The following is a 21,002-nucleotide window of genomic DNA, read 5'->3' on the forward strand; positions in this document are numbered from 1 at the left end:
GCGAAGAAAGGGGGCAGCCTCGACGACCGGACGGTGACCGGCCGTCTGCCGGCTCTCGTCTGCCGGCTCTCGTCTGCCGGATCCGTCACCGGGCCCGCCGGATCCGCGCGCACCAAAAAGCGCCGGGACGCGGCCCGGCGCTTCGGCGGTGCAGCAGTGACTACTTCTTGTTGCGGCGCTGGTGACGAGTCTTCCGCAACAGCTTGCGGTGCTTCTTCTTCGCCATGCGCTTGCGACGCTTCTTGATTACGGAACCCACGTAGACCTCACAAAGATTGGGTGTTGGCCGCGAATGCCGCGACCGGCAGAAAAAATGCCTCGGAACAGTCTAGCGGAAGACTGGCATAAGCGCGTCGCTCGCGCTGTGCTACGCCGTATCTGCGACGTGACGCTGAACCGCCTCGGCAACGGCGGACTCTGGAACCCGAAAGGACCGACCGAACCTGATGGCGGGCAGCTCACCCGCGTGCACCATGCGGTACACGGTCATCTTCGACACACGCATCATCTCCGCGACCTCGGCGACGGTGAGAAAACGCACGTCCTCAAGATCGCTCGCCATGGAAACTCCTGTGGTTGATGTGACTCGGGTGAATAGCAGAACCCTACCGCCCGCGTGCGCCCGTGTCGAGTGCGAGGCCGGATGCCTATCCCTTGCTGAGCTTCTTGCTCACCGAGTGAACAGCGGATGCCACACGATGCGATGCGCCCGCAGCGACGCTGCCGATCGCATCCGCGACCTGCCTCGCCTGTTCGGGAAGCCCGCGTGCGAGCACCATCGCGTCGGCATCGACGTCGACGTCGAGGCTGAGAAAGGGGATGAGCCAGTCTTCGACCTGCTCGAGCGGTTCGGGCTCGAGGCGGTAGTAGCGGTGCTGCCCGTCTTCCCTGACCGAGACCAGTCCGGCCTCGCGCAGAACCTTCAGGTGTTTCGACACCGTCGGCTGGCTGAAACCGAGCGCGGCGACGATCTCCGAGACGCTCGTTCCGCCTTCATCAGCCGCTGCATCCGGATCGTGCCGCTCGCGCAGAACCTGCAGAATGTCACGCCTGGTCGCGTCCGCGATCACGTCATAGATGTCGGCCATGTGCCAAGGGTAGTGATTCTCGGCGCCGAGTTCTATGACGGATGCCATGCGGCGGCAACACGCGGCGGTTGGGCCATGGCGCTTGCCCTGCTCACGTTGCGCATTGGTACAGTGACTCTCGTCGCCGCTGTCGTGGCCATCCCACGCCGGAACGTCATGCGACCAGAAGAAAGGCCCGTAGGTGGTTGATCGGATCAAACACGACGCTCCCGTGCTCATCATCGGGCTCGGGCGCTTCGGCGCGGCCTGCGCGGGTGAGCTCGACAGGCTCGACCGCGAAGTTCTGGCCATCGACGAGAACTCGGGTCTTGTGCAGAAGTGGTCGGAACGCATCACGCACACGGTCCAGGCCGATGCACGCAACATCGAGGCCCTCAAGCAGATCGGCGCCCAGGAGTTCTCGACGGCCGTCGTGGCCGTCGGCTCATCGATCGAGTCGAGTGTGCTGATCGCGGCCAACCTCGTCGACCTCAAGATTCCGCAGATCTGGGCGAAGGCCGTTTCGCAGTCACACGGAAAGATCCTCGCCAGGGTCGGCGCCAACCACGTCATCTACCCGGAAGCAGAAGCCGGCGAGCGCGTCGCCCACCTGGTGTCGGGGCGAATGCTCGACTTCATCCAGTTCGACGACGACTTCGCGCTCGTGAAGATGTACCCTCCCAAGCCGATCCGGGGCAAGAACCTCACCGAGTCCGGTGTGCGCACCAAGCACAACATCACAGTTGTCGGCGTGAAGTCGCCCGGCAAGCCGTTCACCTACGCGACGGCAGACACGGTGGTCTCTGATCACGACCTCATCATCGTGTCTGGGAGCACCTCTGACATCGAGAAGTTCGCGGCGCTCGGCGGCTGAGGATGCCTCGGTCTCGTCGGCCTCGTGACGGGCCGCGGCGCGGTGAGTCCGAAATACGCTCGGGCTACAGGACCACCGATCAACCCGGCCGGTCACCACGACATGCTGGTCTGGATCGACGATGCCGTCAACCATGCCATCGGTTCTGGTGAGATCCCTGCTCAGTTGCTGAGTGACCCACGACTGGTGACGATCTCACCCTCGCTATGCCTCGGACTGAGACGGGGCGCTTTGGCGCTACTACGTTCACTCACCCACCTGAGCTAGAAGAAATGCCCGTCACATCACCAAGCTTCAGCGTCAGCTCACGAAACCAAGGAGGACAACTATGCCCAAGTCCAGACTGGGTGAGGCCGTTGCCTTCCCCGATTCAGATCAGTATCAAGCACTGACGACAAAACAGAAGGTCGACTTTGTGCGCAATGACGCAGTCGGACACGGCTGTGCCTGGGGACGTCCCAAGGCGACCCGGCGATCGCGTCGATGGTTGAGAACAGCTCGCCGACAACGAGTGAAACCGCATGGGCATTCGGAAACCTCTACGGTCGTTATCGGAAAACAACGACAGTGGTTCCTGATCTGGGATATGCTGGAATCAGACGATCATACGGGTGCTCAATCGATCTTCACCCAGGTACCGCATCCGGTTGAGCTGAACGCGTAGTCGCTTGCTGCAATCGTGACCTGGACGCGCTTGGCTGCCGCGGCAAAGTAGTTGTCGATGGTGTTCCCGTTTGCGTCTTGACGCTCCCAGTAGCAGTCAGTGATGTCACCCTCAATAGCAAACGTGCCGGGCTGGATCTCCGTCCCAACGAGATAGACACCTTCACCAAAGCGGGAACCATCAGCTCTCGCCTTCGCATCGGCATCGACTTGCGCCAGAATCGCGCGGACGTCGTCAGCCGCCGGATGAGTCGGACAAATGAGCAAGGCTGCATTTACCTCTTGCACCTGGGACTCGCTGTACGGGATTGTCGGGTTTGTCGCGTAGCCCATTCCAGGCATTACACAGATTCCGTAGAGGTACTTCAGATGAGACATGTCGGAGTAACCCGCGATCGCGGCGGCAGCATTTTGCTGCTCAGTCCACTCTGAGCCCTGCTTAATCGCTTCGCATGATCCAAGAGCTGCACCCGAGCGCCATGCCTCTTCCAACGATTGGAACACCAGCTTGTTGGAGAACTCCGCGTCATAGCAGCTGAACGTGTACGAGACAGGAACCGGCGTCGGTGTTGGCCTCGGAGTCGCAGTCCTACTGGTCTCAGAGACCCTCGACGGAGTCTCGCTCGGTGCCGATGTAGAAGCGCATCCAATGAGAGAAACTATGACAACTGCTGCCATGACGACATATGCCGATCGTCGCATGACTGCCCTCGAGATTCCCGTATCTAGCATCTCTCCAGTGTGAGCTCACCTTTCAGCCCCGGTCGTGTATACGACTCCCCCAGTTCGGGTCACACACGATCACGGTTGTTCTCACGATTGCTCTGAAACGAAAGAGGAGATCGGGGCAATTAGTAGACAATGCCTGACGCCGAAGAGGCCGCCATGGCCAAAATCCAGAAGAACGTCACCACGATCGAAATGACGAGGGTGATCCCTCCGAGAATGATGCCTGCGATGGACGTTCCCATACCAAGACCGTTCAGCTCATGCGTTCGTTTCATGCCAATGGCTCCGAAGACAACGGCGAGGACAGCCGGTATGAACGCGAAGAACATCGAGACGAGACCGAAGAACGGAATTGGAATCGTGATGCCGATGAGAATTGCGACGAGTCCCAAGACCAACGGTGCGGTCGCCATGCCATTCGATGGAGCGTTTATGTTCTGGTGATATACGATCTGGGTGGATACCGGGGGTGGATACTGGCTCATTCCCTCAGTGTGCCCGAGCGATTGCAACGTGTTTTGCGCGAGACACCCCCAGTTCGGGGATGAGCCCCAGCTGAACATAAACGACGGGAGCGGGAGATGTGCCTAAGTCTCCCGCTCCGTGTACCTACGAAATGGCTGTTGACTTCTAGAACGACTTGTCGTCACCGTAGCTAGCTGCCCCGGGTCTCCAGGAATCTCCGCCAGCGGATGTTCCTGGGTCAGAGGCAGGCGCTCCCCGTGCCGCAGTCGTCCAACCATCTGAAGATGCTGCAGCGGGCGAGGGGGAGCCCCACGAGCTCTCTTGTGACGCGCGTGCCTCGAGAGGCTGGCGCGTCGCAAAGGGCTAGCGCCTGACGAGTTCCGGCGGCGGCGCGGCCTCCGCGGCCAGGCCTTTCGCGATCCGTTCTCGTTTCGCAAGATCTGGCCGCGACACAGAAACTGTCGCCGAAGTACCCTCGGGTTATGACGAGCACCGCGCCACGCCGGCGAACAGCAAGCGAAGCGTGGACCGGTCCCCTCGCCGCGCTCGTCGCCGCCGTGCTTGCGGCTGGTCTCGGCGAGCTGCTCGCCGCCGCCCTCGCGGCGGAGTCGAGCCCGTTCGCGTCGATCGGATCGGCGCTGATCGACCTTGCCCCGACGTGGGCTAAGGATCTCGCGATCGCGCTGTTCGGCACATCCGACAAGCTCGCGCTGCTCGTCGGTGTCGCGATCGCGCTGCTCGGCGTCGCGGCGATCGCCGGTCTGCTGCAACAGCGCCGTCCGCCGGCCGGCGCGCTCATCATGCTGGTCCTCGGCGCGGCAGGTGTGTTCGCCGCCACAACGCGGGCGAACGCGACGAGCCTCGCCTGGATCCCGTCGGCGACCGCTGGCATGGTCGGAGCCCTCGCGCTCATCCTGCTCACCCGCGCCGCGTCTGCGCTCACGGGCGCATCCTCGGCAGAAGCTCCGTCCGCTGGACGAAGAACGATCGACCGGAAGAAGGCTGAGCCACCGGAAGCCGCTCTCTCGACGTCGGGCCTTCCGACGCCTGTTCCTCCCCCCGCGGGCACAGCGCAGAACAGGCACAAAGCCGACCTCAGCAGGCGGTGGTTCCTCGGCTGGAGCATCGCAGCCACGGTGGTCGGAGCCGCTGCGGCCGCCGGATCGGCTGCGGTGCGGACAGCGGGTCGCACGGTCGCGGCCGTCCGCGCGGCGATCCGCCTGCCCGCGCCTGCAACCGCAGCGCCGGCGATCCCCGCCGGCGCCGACCTCGAGATTCCGGGCCTCGCACCCGTCGTCACCCCGAACCCCGACTTCTACCGCATCGACACGGCGCTCATCGTGCCGCAGGTCGATCCGGCCGGCTGGTCGCTGCGCATCCATGGCATGGTCGAGAAAGAGCTGACCGTCACCTGGAACGACCTGCTCGCGCTGCCGCTCGAGGAGTCGGCCGTCACCCTCGCCTGTGTGTCGAACGAGGTCGGCGGCTCACTCATCGGCAACGCCGTGTGGCTCGGCTACCCGATCCGGAACCTGCTTGAACGGGCGCGGCCGCTCGCCGATGCAGACATGGTGCTGTCCCGCTCGATCGACGGGTTCACCGCCGGCACACCGATCGAGGCGCTCACCGACGATCGCGATGCACTGCTCGCGATCGGGATGAACGGCGAGCCGCTGCCGATCGAGCACGGGTTTCCCGCCCGCCTCGTCGTTCCCGGGCTGTACGGCTATGTGTCGGCCACGAAGTGGGTGGTCGAGTTGGAGGTCACCCGATTCGACGCGGCATCGGCGTACTGGACGGATCGCGGCTGGTCGGAGCGCGGCCCGATCAAGCTGCAGTCGCGCATCGATGTTCCGCGCGGAGGAACGATCGACTCGGGCGAGACCGTCATCGCTGGCGTCGCGTGGCAGCAGCGGATCGGGGTGTCGGCCGTGGACGTGCAGATCGACGACGGCGCGTGGCGCGAGGCAACGCTCGCCGCCGCCATTTCGGACGACACCTGGGTGCAGTGGTCGATCCCCTGGAATGCGGCATCCGGCGATCACACCATCCGCTGCCGTGCCAGGAACACACGCGGCGAGACCCAGACGAGCCAGGTGCGGCCGGTCGTGCCAGACGGTGCGACGGGCTGGCACACGCGTCGGGTGTCGGTACGGTGACGCGGATCGTGCGGCGCGTCAGGCGCCGGAGGCGAGCTCTCTCGCCCGCGCAAGCGCGGCATCCGTCGCCTCGTCGAAGACGGCCCTCAACCCGGCCCGCTGCAGCACGGCGACGGCACGTTCCGTGGTGCCATTCGGGCTCGTGACCTGAAGGCGAAGCTCTTCTGGCGTGCGCTCCGACGCGGCGAGCAGCTCGGTCGCGCCACGGAACGTGCCGCCGACGAGGAGCGCAGCCTGCTCCGGAGTGAAACCTTTGTCGATGGCCGTGCGCGTGAGCTCTTCGATGAGATAGAACACGTATGCCGGGCCAGACCCCGAGATCGTCGACAGTGCGTCGAGCTGGTTCTCTGGCACCTCGACGACCTCGCCGACGGTTTCGAACACCGCTCGGGCGAGGGCGAGATCGTCGTCCGACGACCGGGTTCCGGCCGAGAGGCCTGTGATCCCCCTGCCGACGATCGCCGGGGTGTTCGGCATCGACCTGATCACGGGAACAGACGCGGGGAGCAGGCTCTCGAATGTCGAGATCGTCACGCCGGCCGCGACGCTCACCACGATCGTGCCGGGCGAGACGGCATCCGAGATCTCGCGCAACAGATCTGGCACTCCGGCTGGCTTGACGGCGACGAGCACGATCCGCGCCCCGTCGACCGCCCGCGCATTCGCGTCGGGGTCATCGTCGAGAGCGAGCGACGTCACCCCTGGTCCCTCGAGCGCCGAGGCCTTCGCCCTCGTGCGGTTCGTCACGCGGATGCCTGCGGTGCGCACCCCCGGCTGCAGCAGCCCGGAGAGGATGGCGGAGCCCATGGATCCGGACCCGAGGATCGCGATCGCAGGCAGGGAGACGGCTGAAGCGCGGATGTCGATCACGCGCCCAGTTTATGGGCATGTGAATGGGCATGTGAGAGGCACTCCCTTGCACCCCCGGTCGGTCATAGGATTGCGATGTCGGCACCCCACTCGAACGAACGGCAGAAGAGATCCATGAGCGCATCAGGCGGAACCAAGGCCATCATGGCCGCTTTCCTCGCGAACACGGGCATCGCGGCGACCAAGTTCATCGCCTGGTTCTTCTCCGGCTCGGCGTCGATGCTCGCCGAGGCCGTTCACTCCTGTGCAGACGCGGGAAACCAGCTGCTGCTCATCCTCGGCGGCAGGCGGGCACGTCGCAAAGCCGATGCCGAGCATCCGTTCGGATACGGGCGCACACGCTACATCTATGCATTCATCGTCGCCATCGTGCTGTTCTCCGTCGGAGGGTTGTTCTCGATCAACGAGGGCATCCAGAAGATCCAGCACCCGCACGAGCTGGAGGTCTGGTGGCTTCCGCTGCTGGTGCTCGCGGTCGCCATCGTGCTCGAGTCGTTCTCACTGCGCACAGCGGTGAGGGAGTCGAACCATGTGCGCGGAAAGCTCTCGTGGGTTCAGTTCGTGCGCAGGGCGAAAGCACCCGAACTGCCCGTCGTGCTTCTCGAGGATGTCGCAGCGCTGCTCGGCCTGGTCTTCGCGTTCATCGGTGTCGGTCTCACCGTGCTCACCGGGGCGAGCATCTGGGATGCCATCGGCACTCTCGCGATCGGCAGCCTGCTGATCGTGGTCGCGGTCGTGCTGGCGATCGAGACCTCCAGCCTTCTCGTCGGTGAGGGCGCAACAGTTGCCGACAACAACAAGATCATCGCGGCGATCGAGTCGAGCGACGAGGTCGAGCGGCTCATCCACATGAAGACCCTCTACCTCGGGCCGGACGAGATGATGGTGGCGGCGAAGCTCGCCTTCGTGCGAGACATGCCCCTCGGCGACGTAGCGTCGGCGATCGATGATCTCGAGGGCCGCATCCGTGAGGTCGTACCGGTGGCGCGTGTGATCTATCTCGAACCGGATGTCTACAGGACGCCGGGTGCAGACGCACCATCGACCGAGTCGATAGTGCTCAAGAGCGAGGACTGAGCTCTCGGCCGCTCGTGACCGACGGCCGACCCCCGACCCGCGCGCTGGACTCGTAAGCGACGGGCTGAACGGGCCCGCAGCCGGCCGCCCGGCTCCTCGCTTGACCCGAGCGGGCTCTGCCCCGATCGAGAGCGGGACGAGGCCATCCAGCGCGCCCGACCGGGCGGCTAGCGGTCGCGAAAGAACTCGGTCAGCAGTGCTGCACAGTCGTCTTGTTCGACTCCTGACACGACCTCGACAGTGTGGTTGAGCCGGCGGTCGCGCAGCACGTCATACACACTCCCGCCCGCGCCGGCCTTGTCATCCCATGCGCCGAACACCACACGCGGAACACGTGCGGCGAGAATGGCGCCAGCGCACATCACACACGGCTCCAGGGTCACGATGAGCGTCGTGCCGGTGAGACGCCAGTTTCCGGTGGCCCATGCCGCTCGCCTGATCGCTATCATCTCTGCATGCCCGGTCGGGTCGTCGAGCGCCTCACGCTCGTTGTGCCCCCTGGCGATGACCGTTCCCTCGGCGTCGAGCACTATCGCGCCCACGGGCACGTCGTCTGTCTCGAGGGCGAGACGGGCTTCGTCGAGAGCGACACGCATCCCCTCGCGGTCGCCGCGTGCGACGGGCAGTGTCATGCGTCCCCCTCCACGGCAGGTAACGAACGGGTAGGTTAGAGCCTATGCGAGTGCATGTAGCCGATCACCCTCTTGTCACGCACAAGCTCACCGTACTGCGTGACAAGAACACGGCATCCCCCGTGTTTCGCGCTCTCACCGAGGAGCTCGTCACCCTTCTCGCCTATGAGGCGACGCGCAACGTGCGCACGAACAGCGTGCGGATCGAGACACCCGTCACGTCGACGACGGGACTGACCGTCAGCGAGCCGAAACCGCTTGTCGTGCCGATCCTTCGGGCGGGGCTCGGCATGCTCGAGGGTATGGTCAAGCTGCTTCCGACGGCTGAAGTGGGTTTTCTCGGCATGGTCAGGAACGAAGAGACCCTCAAGCCGACCACCTACGCCGAACGCCTCCCCGACGATCTCTCTGACCGCCAGTGTTTTGTGCTCGACCCGATGCTCGCAACGGGCGGGTCTCTCGGCGCGGCCATCGGGTTCCTGTTCGACAGGGGTGCCGTCGACGTCACGGCCATCTGCCTGCTCGCCGCCCCAGAAGGCGTCGCAGCCGTCGAGAAGGCGACGGAGGGTCGCGATGTGACTGTTGTGCTCGGTGCCATCGACGAGCGCCTGGACGAACACGGATATATCGTGCCGGGGCTCGGAGATGCCGGCGATCGGCTCTATGGACTCGTCTGAGCGTCGCAGCTCATTGCGCCGACGAGCATCCTTCGCGCACCACGCCGAACATTCTTCGCGGTAAGGATGCTTGTGGCGCGCTTTCTTCGATCATGCGCGAGGAAACGTCATAGTGTGCAACGACTTGACACACAGCGCAACATTCGGCTTGAATCCTACCTATGACTGAAAACGCGCTGTTCCCAGGCTCCGTCGAGCTTCGCGGGACTGCCGGCATGATGATCGCCGGCAGCGCGGTTTCGTGTTGTCGAATGTGTCACTGACTGCTTCGACCGCCCCACACCACCGAGAGACGTTCAACGGGAACACGGTTCCGACGAAATCCGGTGCAGACACAGCGGTGCAACGCTCGGCATCTGCGTCGAACGCGTCACCGCACCAGGCCTGAAGGGCCGCACAACACCAGCGAATCCGCCTCGGTAGAGAGCCGCCGGATTCCGCGATCATCACAAGGATTCCCCATCATGTCACTTGCACACACCACCACTGCCCCCGCGGCCGTCGCCGTCACCGGAACCGGCATCGCACGCTCGCGCGCCGACCTCAAGGCCGCACCCCAGGCACCCGCATCCGCTTCGCACATTCGCGCCGTGCCTCAGGGGCCTGAAGCTCGCGGCTTCGCGCTGTACGTCGGACTCGACGAAGAGAAGGCGCGCGCCGCCGGCACAAGTCTCGGCGCCATCGTCGAGGCCATCAAGAACCTCGTCGGCGACCTCGCTCCCGATGCAGAGGCCTATGCCGCCGTCGCGCTCGCTCCGACCGGTGTCGGCGGCCGAGACGTCGACGTCGTGCGTCTCGCCCTGCAGGAGCCGTCTGCACTGGCCAAGCACCGCCACGTCGAGGCAGACGAGCAGGATGACGACGGGCAGGACCGCGCGCACGCCGGCGTGGTGATCGACATCTCGCGCAAGCGCCTTGTGCTCGACAACGAGCCGATCTCGCTGACCTACAAGGAGTTCGAGCTGCTGCAGTACCTGGTGCTGCGCGAGGGACGCACGATCGACCGTGCAGAGATCATCACGTCGCTCTGGAAGGGCGAGGACGACGAGATCCCGAACGAGCGCACGATCGACGTGCACGTGCGGCGCCTGCGCGCAAAGCTCGCACGCTACGAAGACATCGTGCGAACCGTGCGCGGAGTCGGCTACCGGTTCGACCGTCACGCAGACGTCTCGATCCGCTACGCCTCGACCCCGTCGCCCGACCTCATCTGAGCCGCCCCGCTCTGAGCCCGCGGGCTCAGAGCGGGAAAACCGGCCGAGAGCGGGGAAAATTTTGAGATTTGCCCCTCCGTCGGCCGGTTTTCCGTCTCTCGGCCATCGTGGTGGGTGCATCGTGGTGGGTGGTCTCACCCCGCGGCGCGCCCGGCCACGACCCGGCGCATCGTCGCCCGTTCGATCAGCGTCCAGCTCGTCGTCACGGTGAGATACACCGTGGCCGCGAGCGGAACGATCGCCGCGAAGACGACGGTGATGAACGGCATCCAGCTGAGGATGCCCATCAGCCCGGCCATTCCCCCGGGAGCACCGTCGGCGACCGGCATGGCCAGCCTGGACGCGTGCCGGCGCGAGACCCAGGCGACCACTCCGACGATCACGAGCAGTGCGAGGTAGACCAGCACACCAGGCCACACCTGCCCGGCTCCCAGAAACCCGAGCAGAGACGAGCCGAGCGGCACGCCGAACAGCAGTTCGGTGAGCAGCCCGTTCGGATGCCCGTTGATCGTCGCCAGAATGAACAGGGCATAGACGACAGAGACGATGGGCGCCTGCAGGAGTGTTGGCAGGCATCCGGCGAACGGTGACGCCTTCTCTGCCGCATAGAGCTCCATGGTCTTGCGCTGCAGAAGCTCCGGCTTCGTCTTGTAGCGCCGCTGCAGCTCCTGCAGCTTCGGGGCGAGCCTGCGCCTGGTGGTCTCTGCCTTCACCTGTGCCCAGCCGACGGGGATGAGCATCGAGCGAACGGCGAGGGTGATGATGACGATGGCGAGCACCGTCGCGAATGCGCCGGCGAACGGTGTGACGAGTGATGCGAGTGAGGTGACGAGCGAATAGGCCACGTCGAGTATCGCCGCGATGGGCGCAAAAGAATAGATGTCCACGTGTGTGGTCCTTACGGTCAGGGAGAGATGGTCGCGATGCGCGACCGCGCTCCCTCACGACGGAAGGACTACGCGATCGCCCCCGACAACGACGGCGCACGCGGGCGAGGGCGCCCCTGGGTGTTCGGATGCCTCGGCGCGACCATCGTGCCGAGCACCTCGCGGTGCTGCCTCGAGCGGGATCCCACCGTCAGGCTGAACGCGACGATGATCACCGCGAGGTAGCGGGCCCCGAGCGCGGCGGCGAGTGTGAGCACGGCGACCCCGGTGACGAGTGCCACGGAGTAGCCAGGGTGCCCAGAGGGTTCGGCCTGAGCGACCGCGAGCGCCACGAACGACACGGTCACGAGCGTGACCAGCCAGGCGTAGAGCGATCTCACGGAGCATTCCCCTCTCGCCGCAAGCCTACCGCGCGCTCACGTTCGGCATCCGGGTGTCACCGCCCCATCGCCGGCACGTGTTCCTGGCGCGGGTGTCTGCGCAAACGCGCTCGTCAGACGCCGAGTCCGGCGGCGAGCTGGGCGACCGCATCGTCGAGAGGTGTGTCACCAGAGACAAGGTCGAGCGTGAGTCCCACCGTGTGCGGTGCGTTGAGCACCGCAGCGACAGCTGCCGCCACGTCATCGCGCGGAACATCGCCGTACCGTGGGCCGGCAGCATCCGCCTCTGAGGCCGCGCCGCCTTCTGTGATCGCGACGAGTGAGACGTGTCCGGTGCCCTCGTCGTCGGTCAGACGCCCGGGGCGGATGATCGTCCAGTCGAGTCCGGAACCGCGGAGCGCGGCATCGGCCTCGCGTTTCGCCTCGACGTATGCCTTCCAGTCCTCGCTCGCATCGTCGGCGACCGGCCCGTCTATGCCCATCGCCGAGATCTGCACAAACCGCGTGATGCCCGCACGGGATGCCGCCTGCGCCGAGAGCACGGATGCGCCGTAATCGACGGTGTGCTTGCGCTCAGGACCGGAGTCCGGGCCGGCGCCCGCGGCGAAGACGACGGCGTCCGCACCGTCGAAGGCACTGGCCAGCTGGTCGACCGTCGCCGACTCCACGTCGAGCAGCAGGGGTTCTCCCCCGTCACCGACGATGTCGCCCGCGTGTTCGGGATTCCGGATGATCGAGAGCGTGCGGTGCCCGTGCTCCGCGAGGCCCCTGGTAAGCAGCCTGGCGATCTTGCCGTGTCCGCCGACGATTGCGATGGTGATCATCTGTTCTCCCTTGGTCGCCTGGGCGTGATGCCCGATGCACGCCATCAGACCAGAGAGCACAGCACTCGTCAAACCCCCTGGCTGAGAGTTCTCTGTCACCTCGCGCCGGCCTGCCCGCATTCAGCCGACGACATAACATGGAGTGCCGTCTGTCACGTCGGCTTGCGTCCGAGGATCGGCAGCCCGCCGAAAGGAGATGCCCGGATGCGATTTCTTGCTACGAGCGCTGTCCCGTCCTACTGTTGCTAGAAACATGACGGACGTCACAGACTCCAACAGTGTTGACACATCGATCCCGCGGGGCGCCACGCGTTCCACCAAGGAGGACCCATTGACCGAGACTTTGACACCGGCACCGACGCCGACACGGAACGTACGGCAGGAGTGGGCTACGGCCCTGCCCTTCATCGACGGACGGAGAGCGACGTCGACGAACGCGAGCGCGCCCGTCACCGACCCGGCGAATCCGTCGATCACGATCGGTTCGGTTGCCGAGTGCAACGCCGACGAGGTCGATGCGGCGGTCCAGGCCGCAGACCGCGCGTTCGCCGGCTGGGCGGGTCTCGGAGCCGCTGAACGAGGCCGCCTTATGCGAGAGGCGGCGGACCGGATCGTCCCGCTGTTGGACGACCTGGCCGAGACCGTGACCCTTGAAGTGGGAAAGCCGCTGGTGGATGCGCGGCTCGATGTCAACGGCGCTGTCCACCTGTTGCGGTCCTTCGCCGGTATGGCGGCGGTGGTTGAACGCGTGACGGACGCCGTGGGCGATCCCGGCGCGGGAGCGGCATCGGTGGTGAAGATCTCTCGCAAGCCGGTGGGTCCGGTGGCTGTCATCTCGCCCTGGAACACCCCGGTCCACCTCTGCTTCAACGCGGTGGCCCCGGCGCTGATCAGCGGCTGCACAGTTGTGGTCAAGCCACCGGAAGCCGCACCTCTTGCTCTGACAGCGGCCGTGACCGAAGTGGCGAAGGCTCTTCCGCCTGGTGTGCTCAACGTGGTTCCCGGGCGCGGTTCGGTCGCAGGTTCGGCCCTGACCGGGCATCCGAAGATCCGCAGCATCCTCTTCACCGGTGGCACGGCCGCGGGTCGGCAGGTGCTCGCCTCAGCAGCAGAGACGATCAAAAAGGTGTCGATGGAACTGGGCGGAAACGACCCTGCCATCGTGCTGGAGTCCGCAGAAATCACCGAAGACATGCTGCGCGAGCTGATTGCCGGATGTTATTCGATGAGCGGACAGATCTGCTACAACATCAAGCGCATCTACGTTCACCGTTCGCACTACCGGGAGTTCACCGAGAAGTTCACCGCACTCGTTGACAGGATCATCGTCGGCAACGGCTTCGACAGCCAGGCTCATATCGGCCCGCTGACGACGAAGGCCGGATACGAGAACGCACAGCGGCTGCTTGCAGAGGCTCGCCAGGCCGGTGCGCACGTCTATGAAGGCGGGATCCGAGCGGCGTCTGCAGACTGGGACAACGGCCAGTACATCGCGCCGACAGTCGTCACCGGTCTGGCCGCAGATTCCGAGCTTGTCCTCGACGAGCAATTCGCCCCGATCATCCCCATCCTCGCCTTTGACACCGACGATGAAGCCGTCGCAGAAGCGAACCGCACGGAGTTCGGGCTGGCGTCCTCGGTATGGAGCTCCGACTACGAGCACGCCGAGCGCGTCGCCGAACGCATCGAGGCCGGCAATACGTTCATCAACGTGCACCGGATCGGAGCATCGGTCCCCATCGCCCCCTTCGGCGGAGTCAAAGGATCAGGACTGGGCCGCAATCACGGCGAATACTCCATAGCGGCGTGCACAGAGGAGCATGCGGTTATCCGTTTCGACGATCCCGGCCGCGATGTGCCGGGCATCGTCCACTGGCAGAACCTGACCCTCGACAGCTAACGGGAGACCGTGAGAAATTTTTCGAGAATAACGGTTTGATAACTAGACGCCGTTACCGTTCCGTTATATATTCATAGAGCGTCAGTTGTTTGCTGTGGCAGCTGACGCGGAATGTGATTGCAGGACACTCTTGGTGCAAGGGAGAGGGCCGGTCGTAAGCCTCTACGACCGGCCCTCAGTCCGTTAACCGGCCCCGCTTTTCGGCTTATAGGCAAGAAATAGTGGATGGGTTCGGGCGTGTCATGAGCGTCCTGCCATCCGGTGCGGTGCCAGAGGCCTTCTTCTGCGGTGAGTGCTGTGTCGTAGAGCGCTGGTCCGATTTGCTCTTCGCTTGGTGCTGGTGGCGGTGTTGGCACGGGTTTGTGCGCGTAGTGGTGTGCGCGGGTGATCGGGATTTCGTGGAGCAGCAGGAACCACTCGGCGGCTCGTCTGCGGTGCGTGATCGGCATGCCGCGGTGGTGTCGGAGTAGGTGTCGGATTTGCGAGTTCAGGCCTTCGAGGCGTGAGGTCGCTCTCGGGTTGCCGTGTTTGAGCGAGGTGAAGACGTGGCCAGCTTCGGTGGCGCGGTGCAGGATGTTCCAGGCTCGGCGGAGTTTGAGATGGGTGTAGCCGAACTGGCCGTTGTCGTACAGGGTTCGTTCTTTGGTGAGGTACCCGAACTGTTGCCACCATTGTTCGAGTGTGAGGCGCCAGGTAATCGCGGCGTCCACGTCCTGAACCTCGGTGAGGTTCAACGCGATCTGTCTCAGCGCACGGCCTGCTTTCAGTCGTGGTTTCCGTGTCAGTTCGCGGGTGACGTTGAGTTGCAGGTGGAAGATGCAGCGTTGGATCGCGGTCTCGGGCCATGTGTTCGCCAGTGCTGAGCGGATGCCGGTTCCGCCGTCGGTGACGACCACGGTTGGTTGCGGAACGTGTTCGAACAGCGCTTCCCAAGCGGCGGTGGATTCACGAGCGGCCCATTGCCAGGCGATCACATGTCCGGTACTGGACTGGGCGATCAGCAGACACCAGGATCCGATCCAGACCCCGTCGACGAGGACTGCATCGTGGACTTCGCCGGTCACAGGTAGGCGTGGTTCCAGCTGCCAGCACCATGCTGTTTCGTGTCGGAACGACCGGCCCGTTCCACCGCCGAACTCGGCCTGTGACGCTTTCCCGGTCAGCCAGGACAGAAACCGTCGCAGCTGTTCGCGCTCGGTCACGTCCGTGCGCGTGCGAGTCGCGGACGAGCCGCAGGTTCGGCACCGCCAGCGTTGAGTCCCTGACGGGTGCCGGCCATTCTTCACAAGATGCGATCCACATACCATGCAGGTCGTTGAATTCGAGGGAAGGTCCACGACTAAGGGTCGCGGACCATAACAATCCCCGTCCTACCGCACGATCACGCGGCTAGACCGAAATCCCATCCACTATTTCTTGCCTATAACCCCGCTTTTCCGCATTATCGCCTTCTGCAACCGCGTCGAGCAACGCGCACCGAGCAATGCACACTGAGTACCCTGGGACGATGAGCGCCAGCGACGACAGGGCGGATGCCGCGGGCCGGCCTCCGACCCAGAAGGCCCGGTCTCAGCGTGTGCTCGGCTTCATCTGCTTCGGTGGCGGCCTTCTCGTCGTCGCCGCCGGCATCCTCCTCGCCGTCCTCGGTTTGGTGCGGGGCGACCTGCTGCTGCTCGTCGGCATCCTCGCCCTCGTGGCCGGCTTCGTGGTGAACGTCTGGGGTCTGGTGCTGCTCTACCGCTCGATCGTCATCCCGCCTGGCCCGACCCGCCCCGCGGATGACAACGAGGCCGAGCCGATCGAGTAGAGAGCTCGTGAAGCGCCGCCGCATCGAGATCGACGCGCGCTCAGATCGATCTCGATGCCAGGCCTCCGTTTCACGATCGTCGCACCGGACCCTCAGAGAGGGTCTCGGGGTGCGATGCCTCCGAGACAGGCACGAGCCGAAAGATCCGCAGCACACGACCCGACGCCCGCTCGTAGTCGCGATAGTGAGGCCAGTTCTCTTCGAGGGCCGTCCAGACCTCCTCGCGCTCAGCGTCTTCGATCAACGTCGCGTGCACCGGAATGCGCCGTCCGCGCACGCTCACCTCGATGTCGGGGTGCGCCATGAGGTTCCAGGTCCACGCCGGATGCCCGCCCCTGGCGAAATTGCTTCCGGTCACGAGCATCCGCCCACCGGGCTCGGGGCAGTACATCACAACTGTCTCGCGTTCGGCTCCCGACTTCGCGCCGATCGTGTGCAGGACGAGCGAGGGAAGGAGCAGCCCGCTCAGTTGCACACGTCCTCGGGTCAGCCACGCCATCATCCGCTCGAGGGGCGGCATCACCGTTGGGCCGACTCGACGGAAGAAGCGCGATCGAGAGAAGCGCGAGACCAGCGGCCGGAACGAACGTGGGAGCATAGTCCGATTCTGCCGCTCGCAGCTCCGCGGTCACAGGCCCTCGTCGACAACGCGTGTCGATTTCTCAGCTCCGGTCACGCCAGCAGGCGGCGCCAGGCACGCCGTGCGCATGTTCCCCGCATCGAGCAGGACATCGACGCCGTATCGGTCCCTCCCCCTTGTGGAGGGGTACCCTCGAGGAGAAGAGCGGAGGAGCGATGGCGTCGAAGTCGCAAGCGGTTGCCACCTGGGAGTCTCTTTTTCGGGCTCAAGTGCAGGTGATGCGAAGGCTCGCGGCCGACTTTCCCACACACGAGATGTCGCTGAACGAGTACGACGTGCTCTTCAACCTGTCGCTTCAGCCGGAGCGCGCCGCTCGTCTTCGCGATCTCAACGAGCTCGTCTTCTTGAGCCAGCCGAGCGTCAGCCGGCTGGTCGACCGGCTCGTCGCGCGCGGAATCGTGATCAAGGAGCAGGACCCGGATGACCGCCGCGGAACCATCGTGCGCATGACCGCCGCGGGTTTCGATGCCTACAGGCGCGTTGCCGCCGCACACATCGACACGATCGCGAATGTCGTCGGCGACCGTCTGAGCGACGACGAGCTCAAGCAGCTCAGGTCACTCACCGACCGGTTGTACGGGAGCAGGCCCGCGAGCCGCAGCCACGTGCCGAGGCCACGAACTGCCGTGTCCGATTCCCGCTAGCGGTCTCGACCTCGGAGTGCGAGACTCGAGGAATGGCAGCACGAGAGCTCAGCTTCGACGAGCGTTACCGCGTGATCCAGGCACGGGATCCTCGGTTCGACGGGCAGTTCATCACCGCCGTGCGGTCCACCGGAATCTACTGCCGCCCCAGCTGCCCGGCGCGCACCCCGAGACCGCAGAACGTCACGTTCTACCCGACGAGCGCCGCAGCACACGAAGCCGGCTTCCGTGCGTGCAAGCGCTGCCTGCCAGACGCCGTGCCGGGGACTCCCCGCTGGAATCTCAGCAGCGACGTCGCCAGTCGTGCGATGCGGCTGATCTCCGACGGCCTCATCGAACGCGACGGCGTTCCCGGCCTGGCGTCCAGGCTCGGGTACTCCACCCGTCACCTCACTCGCCTGCTCACGGCAGAACTCGGCGCGGGGCCGCTCGCTCTGGCTCGGGCCAACCGTGCGCAAACGGCTCGAACCCTGCTCACGTCCACAGACCTCGCGTTCTCCGACATCGCCTTCGCGGCGGGTTTCACGAGCATCCGCCAGTTCAACGACACCGTGGCAGAGGTGTTCCAGCTCACCCCGACCGAGCTCCGCCACCGGCAACGACGCGGTGGCGCCCCATCGCGCGCAACCGAACGCCCCGGCACCATCAGCCTGCAGCTGCCCTACCGCGCCCCCTTCGATTCGGCTGGGGTGTTCGCCTGGCTGCGACCGAGGGCGGTCACGGGCGTCGAATGGGCAGAAGAGGCGCGCTACACACGCACGATCTCACTGGCATCCGGGCCGGCAGTCTTCACCGTCGAGCGCGGTGCGGATGCCGCATCGCAGTTGCGCCTGACCGCTCGCCTGACAGCGCTCGCCGATCTCGCTTCGCTTGTGGCCCGTGTGCGCAGGTTGTTCGACCTCGATGCGGACCCGGTCGCCGTCGACCGGGCGCTCTCGGCCCACCCGGCCGTCGCCGACAGCGTTGCGGCGACGCCCGGCATCCGTTTGCCCGGTGCCGTCGACCCCGAAGAGATGCTCTTCCGCGCCCTCATCGGGCAGCAGGTCAGCGTTGCGGCTGCCCGAACTCAGCTGAACAGGCTCACAGAAGCGGCGGGGGCCTCTCTCGAGGGTGACGACGTCACCCGGCTGTTCCCGACTGCCGCGCAGATTCTCGAACACGGGCCAGCTGCTCTCGTCGGACCGCGGGCACGCATCACCACGATCATGCGCGTGGCCGACGCTCTGGCGACCGGGGCGCTGCAGATCTCCTGGGCAGACGATCCCGACGATCAGCACCTGGCGCTCACCGCCTTCCGTGGCATCGGAGACTGGACGGCCGGCTACGTGAGCATGCGGGTGCTCGGCAGCACCGATGTTCTGCTCACCGGTGACGTCGCCCTCAGAGCCGGCGCGCGTTCGCTCGGACTGCCTGACACCCCGCGTGAGCTCGCCGCCGCGGTCGACGAGCTCTCGCCGTGGCGCAGCTACCTCTCAATGCACCTCTGGCGAGCGGCGGGCACAGCCCCGCCCCGCCCAGCGCGACAGCCCGTCTCACGCACGCACCCCTCATCCGCATCACCGAAAGGCTCCACATCATGAGCACGATGACCCCAGAGACCGTCGCCATCAGACAGACCGTGCACACACCGGACGGCCCGTTCACGATCATCGCGCGAGACGACGGCGCGGTGCTTGCATCCGGCTGGACACCAGACGCCGACGCACTTCTGTCGCGGATCTCGTCGGCTCTGCGCCCCCTGAGCACAGCCGTGGGCGTGACTCCGGCCGCTGACGCCGTGCGGGCCTACTACGACGGCGCACTGCACACCATCGACACCGTGCCGGTGGCGCAATCCGGCGGCGAGTTCCGTGTGCGGGCCTGGCAGGTGCTGCGGCGCATCCGGCCCGGTTCGCCACTCACCTACACCGAATTCGCGGCCGAGGCCGGCAACCCGGCGGCCGTGCGAGCCGCGGCGAGCGCGTGTGCCACGAACGCGCCAGCCCTCTTCGTGCCATGCCACCGCGTGCTGCGCAGCGACGGGTCGCTCGGCGGATTCGCCTGGGGACTCGACGTGAAACAGTCGCTCCTCGACAGGGAAGCCGTGCGGCGCGAGGATCAACCCCTGTTATGACCGCTTGAGAGGCGCAGGTTGCGCGCCTCAAGCACCGCCGCGGCTTCGGCTTCGATGTTCTTGTCGATCTGAGAGGTGTGCCTGAGCGGCAGCTGCACGGTGTATTCGGCCTTGATCCCGGCCTGCAGCTCACGCACGCGTTCGAGTTCTGAATCGATCTCTGCCCCGAAGAGCAGCGCCATGTTGCTCAGATACAGCCACAGCAGAAAGATGATCACCCCACCGAGCGAACCGTACGTCTCGTCGTAGTTCGAGAAGTTGGCCGCATAGAAGAAGAACCCGGTGGTTGCCAGTGCCCAGACCAGAAGCGCAACGGCGGCGCCGACGCTCACCCAACGGAACCTGGGCTGCTTGATGTTGGGGGTGAAGTAGTAGAGCACGGCGATGATGATGACGGCGAGCAGCACGAGCACCGGCCATTTGGCGATGTTCCACACAAGAAGTGCCGTCTCGCCCAGGCCGATCAGCGAACCCACCGCTTCGGCTATGGGTCCGGTGACGATCAGAAGGAGCGCCATCACCGTGAGCAGCGCGATCGCGAAGACGGTGATCGTGAGGATGACCGGTTGCAGCCTGAAGAACGGCCGCCCCTCCTGCACACGATAGATCCGGTTCATGCCGCGAGAGAACGACCGAACGTATCCAGAGGCAGACCAGATCGCCCCGCCCAGACCGATGACGAACGCGAGACCCGCCCCGGGCGCCGCCGTCAGCTCTGTGAGAGGCCCCCTCAGCGTGTCGACGGTGGCTTCTGGAGCGAGGGCGCCGAAGAGCTCCAGCATGCCGTCGATCACGTTCTCGTCCTGGCCGACCAGGGCGAGCAGCGAGACGATGGCCAACAGCGCCGGGAACATCGCGAGAACCGCGTAATACGTCAGCGCCGCCGCGACATCGACGGCCTCGTCTTTTCCGAACTCGCGGATGGCGCGTTTGAAGACGGCGAACCAACTCGCCCGACGGATGCCCGTGGGCGAATTCGCCTTGACCGGTGCGCTGGCAGACGGCACGGCACTGCCCGCAGCGTTCTTCGGACCGTCAGCCTTCTGCGTTGTGTCAGCCTTCTTCGCCACGACGGCTCCGTCCTCTTCGGTGCGATGCGAGTTGCGCTTCGGCGTCACGGTGCTTTCGCAGAGACCCCACACTGATCACGATGGCAAGTGCGGCCGCGACGATCGCGCCGAGCGCAGCGACCGCCATCCCCGCGTTGACCTTGCGTCTGATCGCCGCGATCGTCGCGGCGAGCTCCTCACGCTGCTCCTCGATGTTGAGCCGGCGCACGTTCGGGCCGATGTTGCCGACCCGCTCGCTGTAGTTCGTCGAGAGACCGGTTCCGGTGTCTGCGTCGACCATCGCATCACTCACGTCTGCCTCCATTCCGTG

24 protein-coding genes are annotated in these 21,002 nt (G+C 65.2%); 10 read left to right on the plus strand and 14 right to left on the minus strand.

The window, feature by feature from the left end; all coding sequences use genetic code 11:
• Window positions 1-160 precede the first annotated feature (160 nt).
• The 3 genes from ACYVF5_RS09435 to ACYVF5_RS09445 form a co-directional block, all read right to left on the minus strand.
• Window positions 161-259, minus strand: a complete 99-nt coding sequence (locus tag ACYVF5_RS09435; protein WP_003792170.1) for a 30S ribosomal protein bS22 — start codon at window positions 257-259, stop codon at window positions 161-163.
• Window positions 260-367: 108 nt separating this feature from the next.
• The gene (locus tag ACYVF5_RS09440) at window positions 368-562 is read right to left on the minus strand and encodes a helix-turn-helix domain-containing protein (protein WP_460945647.1); all 195 of its coding nucleotides are present in this window, start codon (window positions 560-562) and stop codon (window positions 368-370) included.
• Between the two features lie 85 nt (window positions 563-647).
• Window positions 648-1,088 carry an ArsR/SmtB family transcription factor gene (locus ACYVF5_RS09445; RefSeq protein ID WP_460945649.1) on the minus strand — a complete coding sequence of 147 codons (441 nt, stop codon included), beginning with the start codon at window positions 1,086-1,088 and terminating at the stop codon, window positions 648-650.
• A 181-nt stretch (window positions 1,089-1,269) separates the two neighbouring features.
• On the opposite strand from ACYVF5_RS09445, the gene ACYVF5_RS09450 reads away from it, so the two are divergent.
• Complete coding sequence (locus ACYVF5_RS09450; RefSeq protein WP_460945651.1) at window positions 1,270-1,941, plus strand: potassium channel family protein; 672 nt, start codon at window positions 1,270-1,272, stop codon at window positions 1,939-1,941.
• 615 nt (window positions 1,942-2,556) lie between these two features.
• Here ACYVF5_RS09450 and ACYVF5_RS09455 read toward each other — a convergent pair.
• Window positions 2,557-3,336 (minus strand): hypothetical protein, encoded by a 780-nt coding sequence (locus tag ACYVF5_RS09455; protein ID WP_460945653.1) that lies wholly within the window; start codon window positions 3,334-3,336, stop codon window positions 2,557-2,559.
• Window positions 3,337-3,455: 119 nt separating this feature from the next.
• Window positions 3,456-3,818 carry a DUF4190 domain-containing protein gene (locus ACYVF5_RS09460; RefSeq protein WP_460945655.1) on the minus strand — a complete coding sequence of 121 codons (363 nt, stop codon included), beginning with the start codon at window positions 3,816-3,818 and terminating at the stop codon, window positions 3,456-3,458.
• 462 nt (window positions 3,819-4,280) lie between these two features.
• Between ACYVF5_RS09460 and ACYVF5_RS09465 the strand changes: the two genes are divergently transcribed.
• Complete coding sequence (locus tag ACYVF5_RS09465) at window positions 4,281-5,957, plus strand: molybdopterin-dependent oxidoreductase (protein WP_460945657.1); 1,677 nt, start codon at window positions 4,281-4,283, stop codon at window positions 5,955-5,957.
• 18 nt (window positions 5,958-5,975) lie between these two features.
• Here the strand turns inward: ACYVF5_RS09465 and proC are convergent, their stop codons facing one another.
• The gene (proC, locus tag ACYVF5_RS09470; protein WP_460945821.1) at window positions 5,976-6,818 is read right to left on the minus strand and encodes a pyrroline-5-carboxylate reductase; all 843 of its coding nucleotides are present in this window, start codon (window positions 6,816-6,818) and stop codon (window positions 5,976-5,978) included.
• Between the two features lie 123 nt (window positions 6,819-6,941).
• On the opposite strand from proC, the gene ACYVF5_RS09475 reads away from it, so the two are divergent.
• Window positions 6,942-7,904, plus strand: coding sequence for a cation diffusion facilitator family transporter (locus ACYVF5_RS09475; protein ID WP_460945659.1), 963 nt, complete (start codon window positions 6,942-6,944; stop codon window positions 7,902-7,904).
• A gap of 167 nt (window positions 7,905-8,071) precedes the next feature.
• Here the strand turns inward: ACYVF5_RS09475 and tadA are convergent, their stop codons facing one another.
• Window positions 8,072-8,536 (minus strand): tRNA adenosine(34) deaminase TadA, encoded by a 465-nt coding sequence (tadA, locus tag ACYVF5_RS09480; RefSeq protein ID WP_460945661.1) that lies wholly within the window; start codon window positions 8,534-8,536, stop codon window positions 8,072-8,074.
• Between the two features lie 44 nt (window positions 8,537-8,580).
• Here tadA and upp point away from each other — a divergent pair, with 44 nt between their 5' ends.
• Window positions 8,581-9,213 (plus strand): uracil phosphoribosyltransferase, encoded by a 633-nt coding sequence (gene upp / locus ACYVF5_RS09485; protein WP_460945663.1) that lies wholly within the window; start codon window positions 8,581-8,583, stop codon window positions 9,211-9,213.
• 464 nt (window positions 9,214-9,677) lie between these two features.
• On the plus strand, window positions 9,678-10,427 hold the full coding sequence (locus tag ACYVF5_RS09490) for a winged helix-turn-helix domain-containing protein (RefSeq protein ID WP_460945665.1): 750 nt from the start codon (window positions 9,678-9,680) through the stop codon (window positions 10,425-10,427).
• Between the two features lie 134 nt (window positions 10,428-10,561).
• On the opposite strand, the gene ACYVF5_RS09495 is transcribed toward ACYVF5_RS09490, so the two are convergent.
• The 3 genes from ACYVF5_RS09495 to ACYVF5_RS09505 form a co-directional block, all read right to left on the minus strand.
• On the minus strand, window positions 10,562-11,314 hold the full coding sequence (locus tag ACYVF5_RS09495; protein WP_460945667.1) for a YidC/Oxa1 family membrane protein insertase: 753 nt from the start codon (window positions 11,312-11,314) through the stop codon (window positions 10,562-10,564).
• 68 nt (window positions 11,315-11,382) lie between these two features.
• Window positions 11,383-11,694, minus strand: coding sequence for a DUF6412 domain-containing protein (locus ACYVF5_RS09500; protein ID WP_460945669.1), 312 nt, complete (start codon window positions 11,692-11,694; stop codon window positions 11,383-11,385).
• Between the two features lie 113 nt (window positions 11,695-11,807).
• Complete coding sequence (locus tag ACYVF5_RS09505) at window positions 11,808-12,518, minus strand: SDR family oxidoreductase (protein ID WP_460945671.1); 711 nt, start codon at window positions 12,516-12,518, stop codon at window positions 11,808-11,810.
• A gap of 331 nt (window positions 12,519-12,849) precedes the next feature.
• Between ACYVF5_RS09505 and ACYVF5_RS09510 the strand changes: the two genes are divergently transcribed.
• Complete coding sequence (locus ACYVF5_RS09510; protein WP_460945673.1) at window positions 12,850-14,418, plus strand: aldehyde dehydrogenase family protein; 1,569 nt, start codon at window positions 12,850-12,852, stop codon at window positions 14,416-14,418.
• A 71-nt stretch (window positions 14,419-14,489) separates the two neighbouring features.
• Here ACYVF5_RS09510 and ACYVF5_RS09515 read toward each other — a convergent pair whose 3' ends face one another.
• Window positions 14,490-15,725: an IS1249 family transposase gene (locus ACYVF5_RS09515; RefSeq protein WP_460945823.1), complete on the minus strand. Its 1,236-nt coding sequence runs from the start codon at window positions 15,723-15,725 to the stop codon at window positions 14,490-14,492.
• Between the two features lie 200 nt (window positions 15,726-15,925).
• Here ACYVF5_RS09515 and ACYVF5_RS09520 point away from each other — a divergent pair, with 200 nt between their 5' ends.
• Entirely contained in the window at window positions 15,926-16,225 is a 300-nt protein-coding gene (locus tag ACYVF5_RS09520) for a hypothetical protein (protein WP_460945675.1), read from the plus strand.
• 70 nt (window positions 16,226-16,295) lie between these two features.
• Here ACYVF5_RS09520 and ACYVF5_RS09525 read toward each other — a convergent pair whose 3' ends face one another.
• Window positions 16,296-16,823 (minus strand): nitroreductase family deazaflavin-dependent oxidoreductase, encoded by a 528-nt coding sequence (locus tag ACYVF5_RS09525; protein WP_460945677.1) that lies wholly within the window; start codon window positions 16,821-16,823, stop codon window positions 16,296-16,298.
• 197 nt (window positions 16,824-17,020) lie between these two features.
• On the opposite strand from ACYVF5_RS09525, the gene ACYVF5_RS09530 reads away from it, so the two are divergent.
• The 3 genes from ACYVF5_RS09530 to ACYVF5_RS09540 are packed head-to-tail and all read left to right on the plus strand — an operon-like array spanning window position 17,021 to window position 19,622.
• Window positions 17,021-17,509 (plus strand): MarR family winged helix-turn-helix transcriptional regulator, encoded by a 489-nt coding sequence (locus ACYVF5_RS09530; protein ID WP_460945679.1) that lies wholly within the window; start codon window positions 17,021-17,023, stop codon window positions 17,507-17,509.
• A 32-nt stretch (window positions 17,510-17,541) separates the two neighbouring features.
• On the plus strand, window positions 17,542-19,089 hold the full coding sequence (locus tag ACYVF5_RS09535; protein WP_460945681.1) for an AlkA N-terminal domain-containing protein: 1,548 nt from the start codon (window positions 17,542-17,544) through the stop codon (window positions 19,087-19,089).
• Entirely contained in the window at window positions 19,086-19,622 is a 537-nt protein-coding gene (locus ACYVF5_RS09540; RefSeq protein ID WP_460945683.1) for a methylated-DNA--[protein]-cysteine S-methyltransferase, read from the plus strand. The genes ACYVF5_RS09535 and ACYVF5_RS09540 overlap by 4 nt, the downstream gene beginning before the upstream one ends.
• Here ACYVF5_RS09540 and ACYVF5_RS09545 read toward each other — a convergent pair.
• Window positions 19,607-20,692: a YihY/virulence factor BrkB family protein gene (locus tag ACYVF5_RS09545; protein WP_460945685.1), complete on the minus strand. Its 1,086-nt coding sequence runs from the start codon at window positions 20,690-20,692 to the stop codon at window positions 19,607-19,609. The two genes, ACYVF5_RS09540 and ACYVF5_RS09545, sit on opposite strands and share 16 nt — an antisense overlap.
• Entirely contained in the window at window positions 20,676-20,984 is a 309-nt protein-coding gene (locus ACYVF5_RS09550) for a hypothetical protein (RefSeq protein WP_460945687.1), read from the minus strand. Before ACYVF5_RS09550 ends, ACYVF5_RS09545 begins: the two co-directional genes overlap by 17 nt.
• Between the last annotated feature and the right edge of the window lie 18 nt (window positions 20,985-21,002).

The sequence above is a fragment of the Okibacterium endophyticum genome (genome assembly GCF_054780075.1).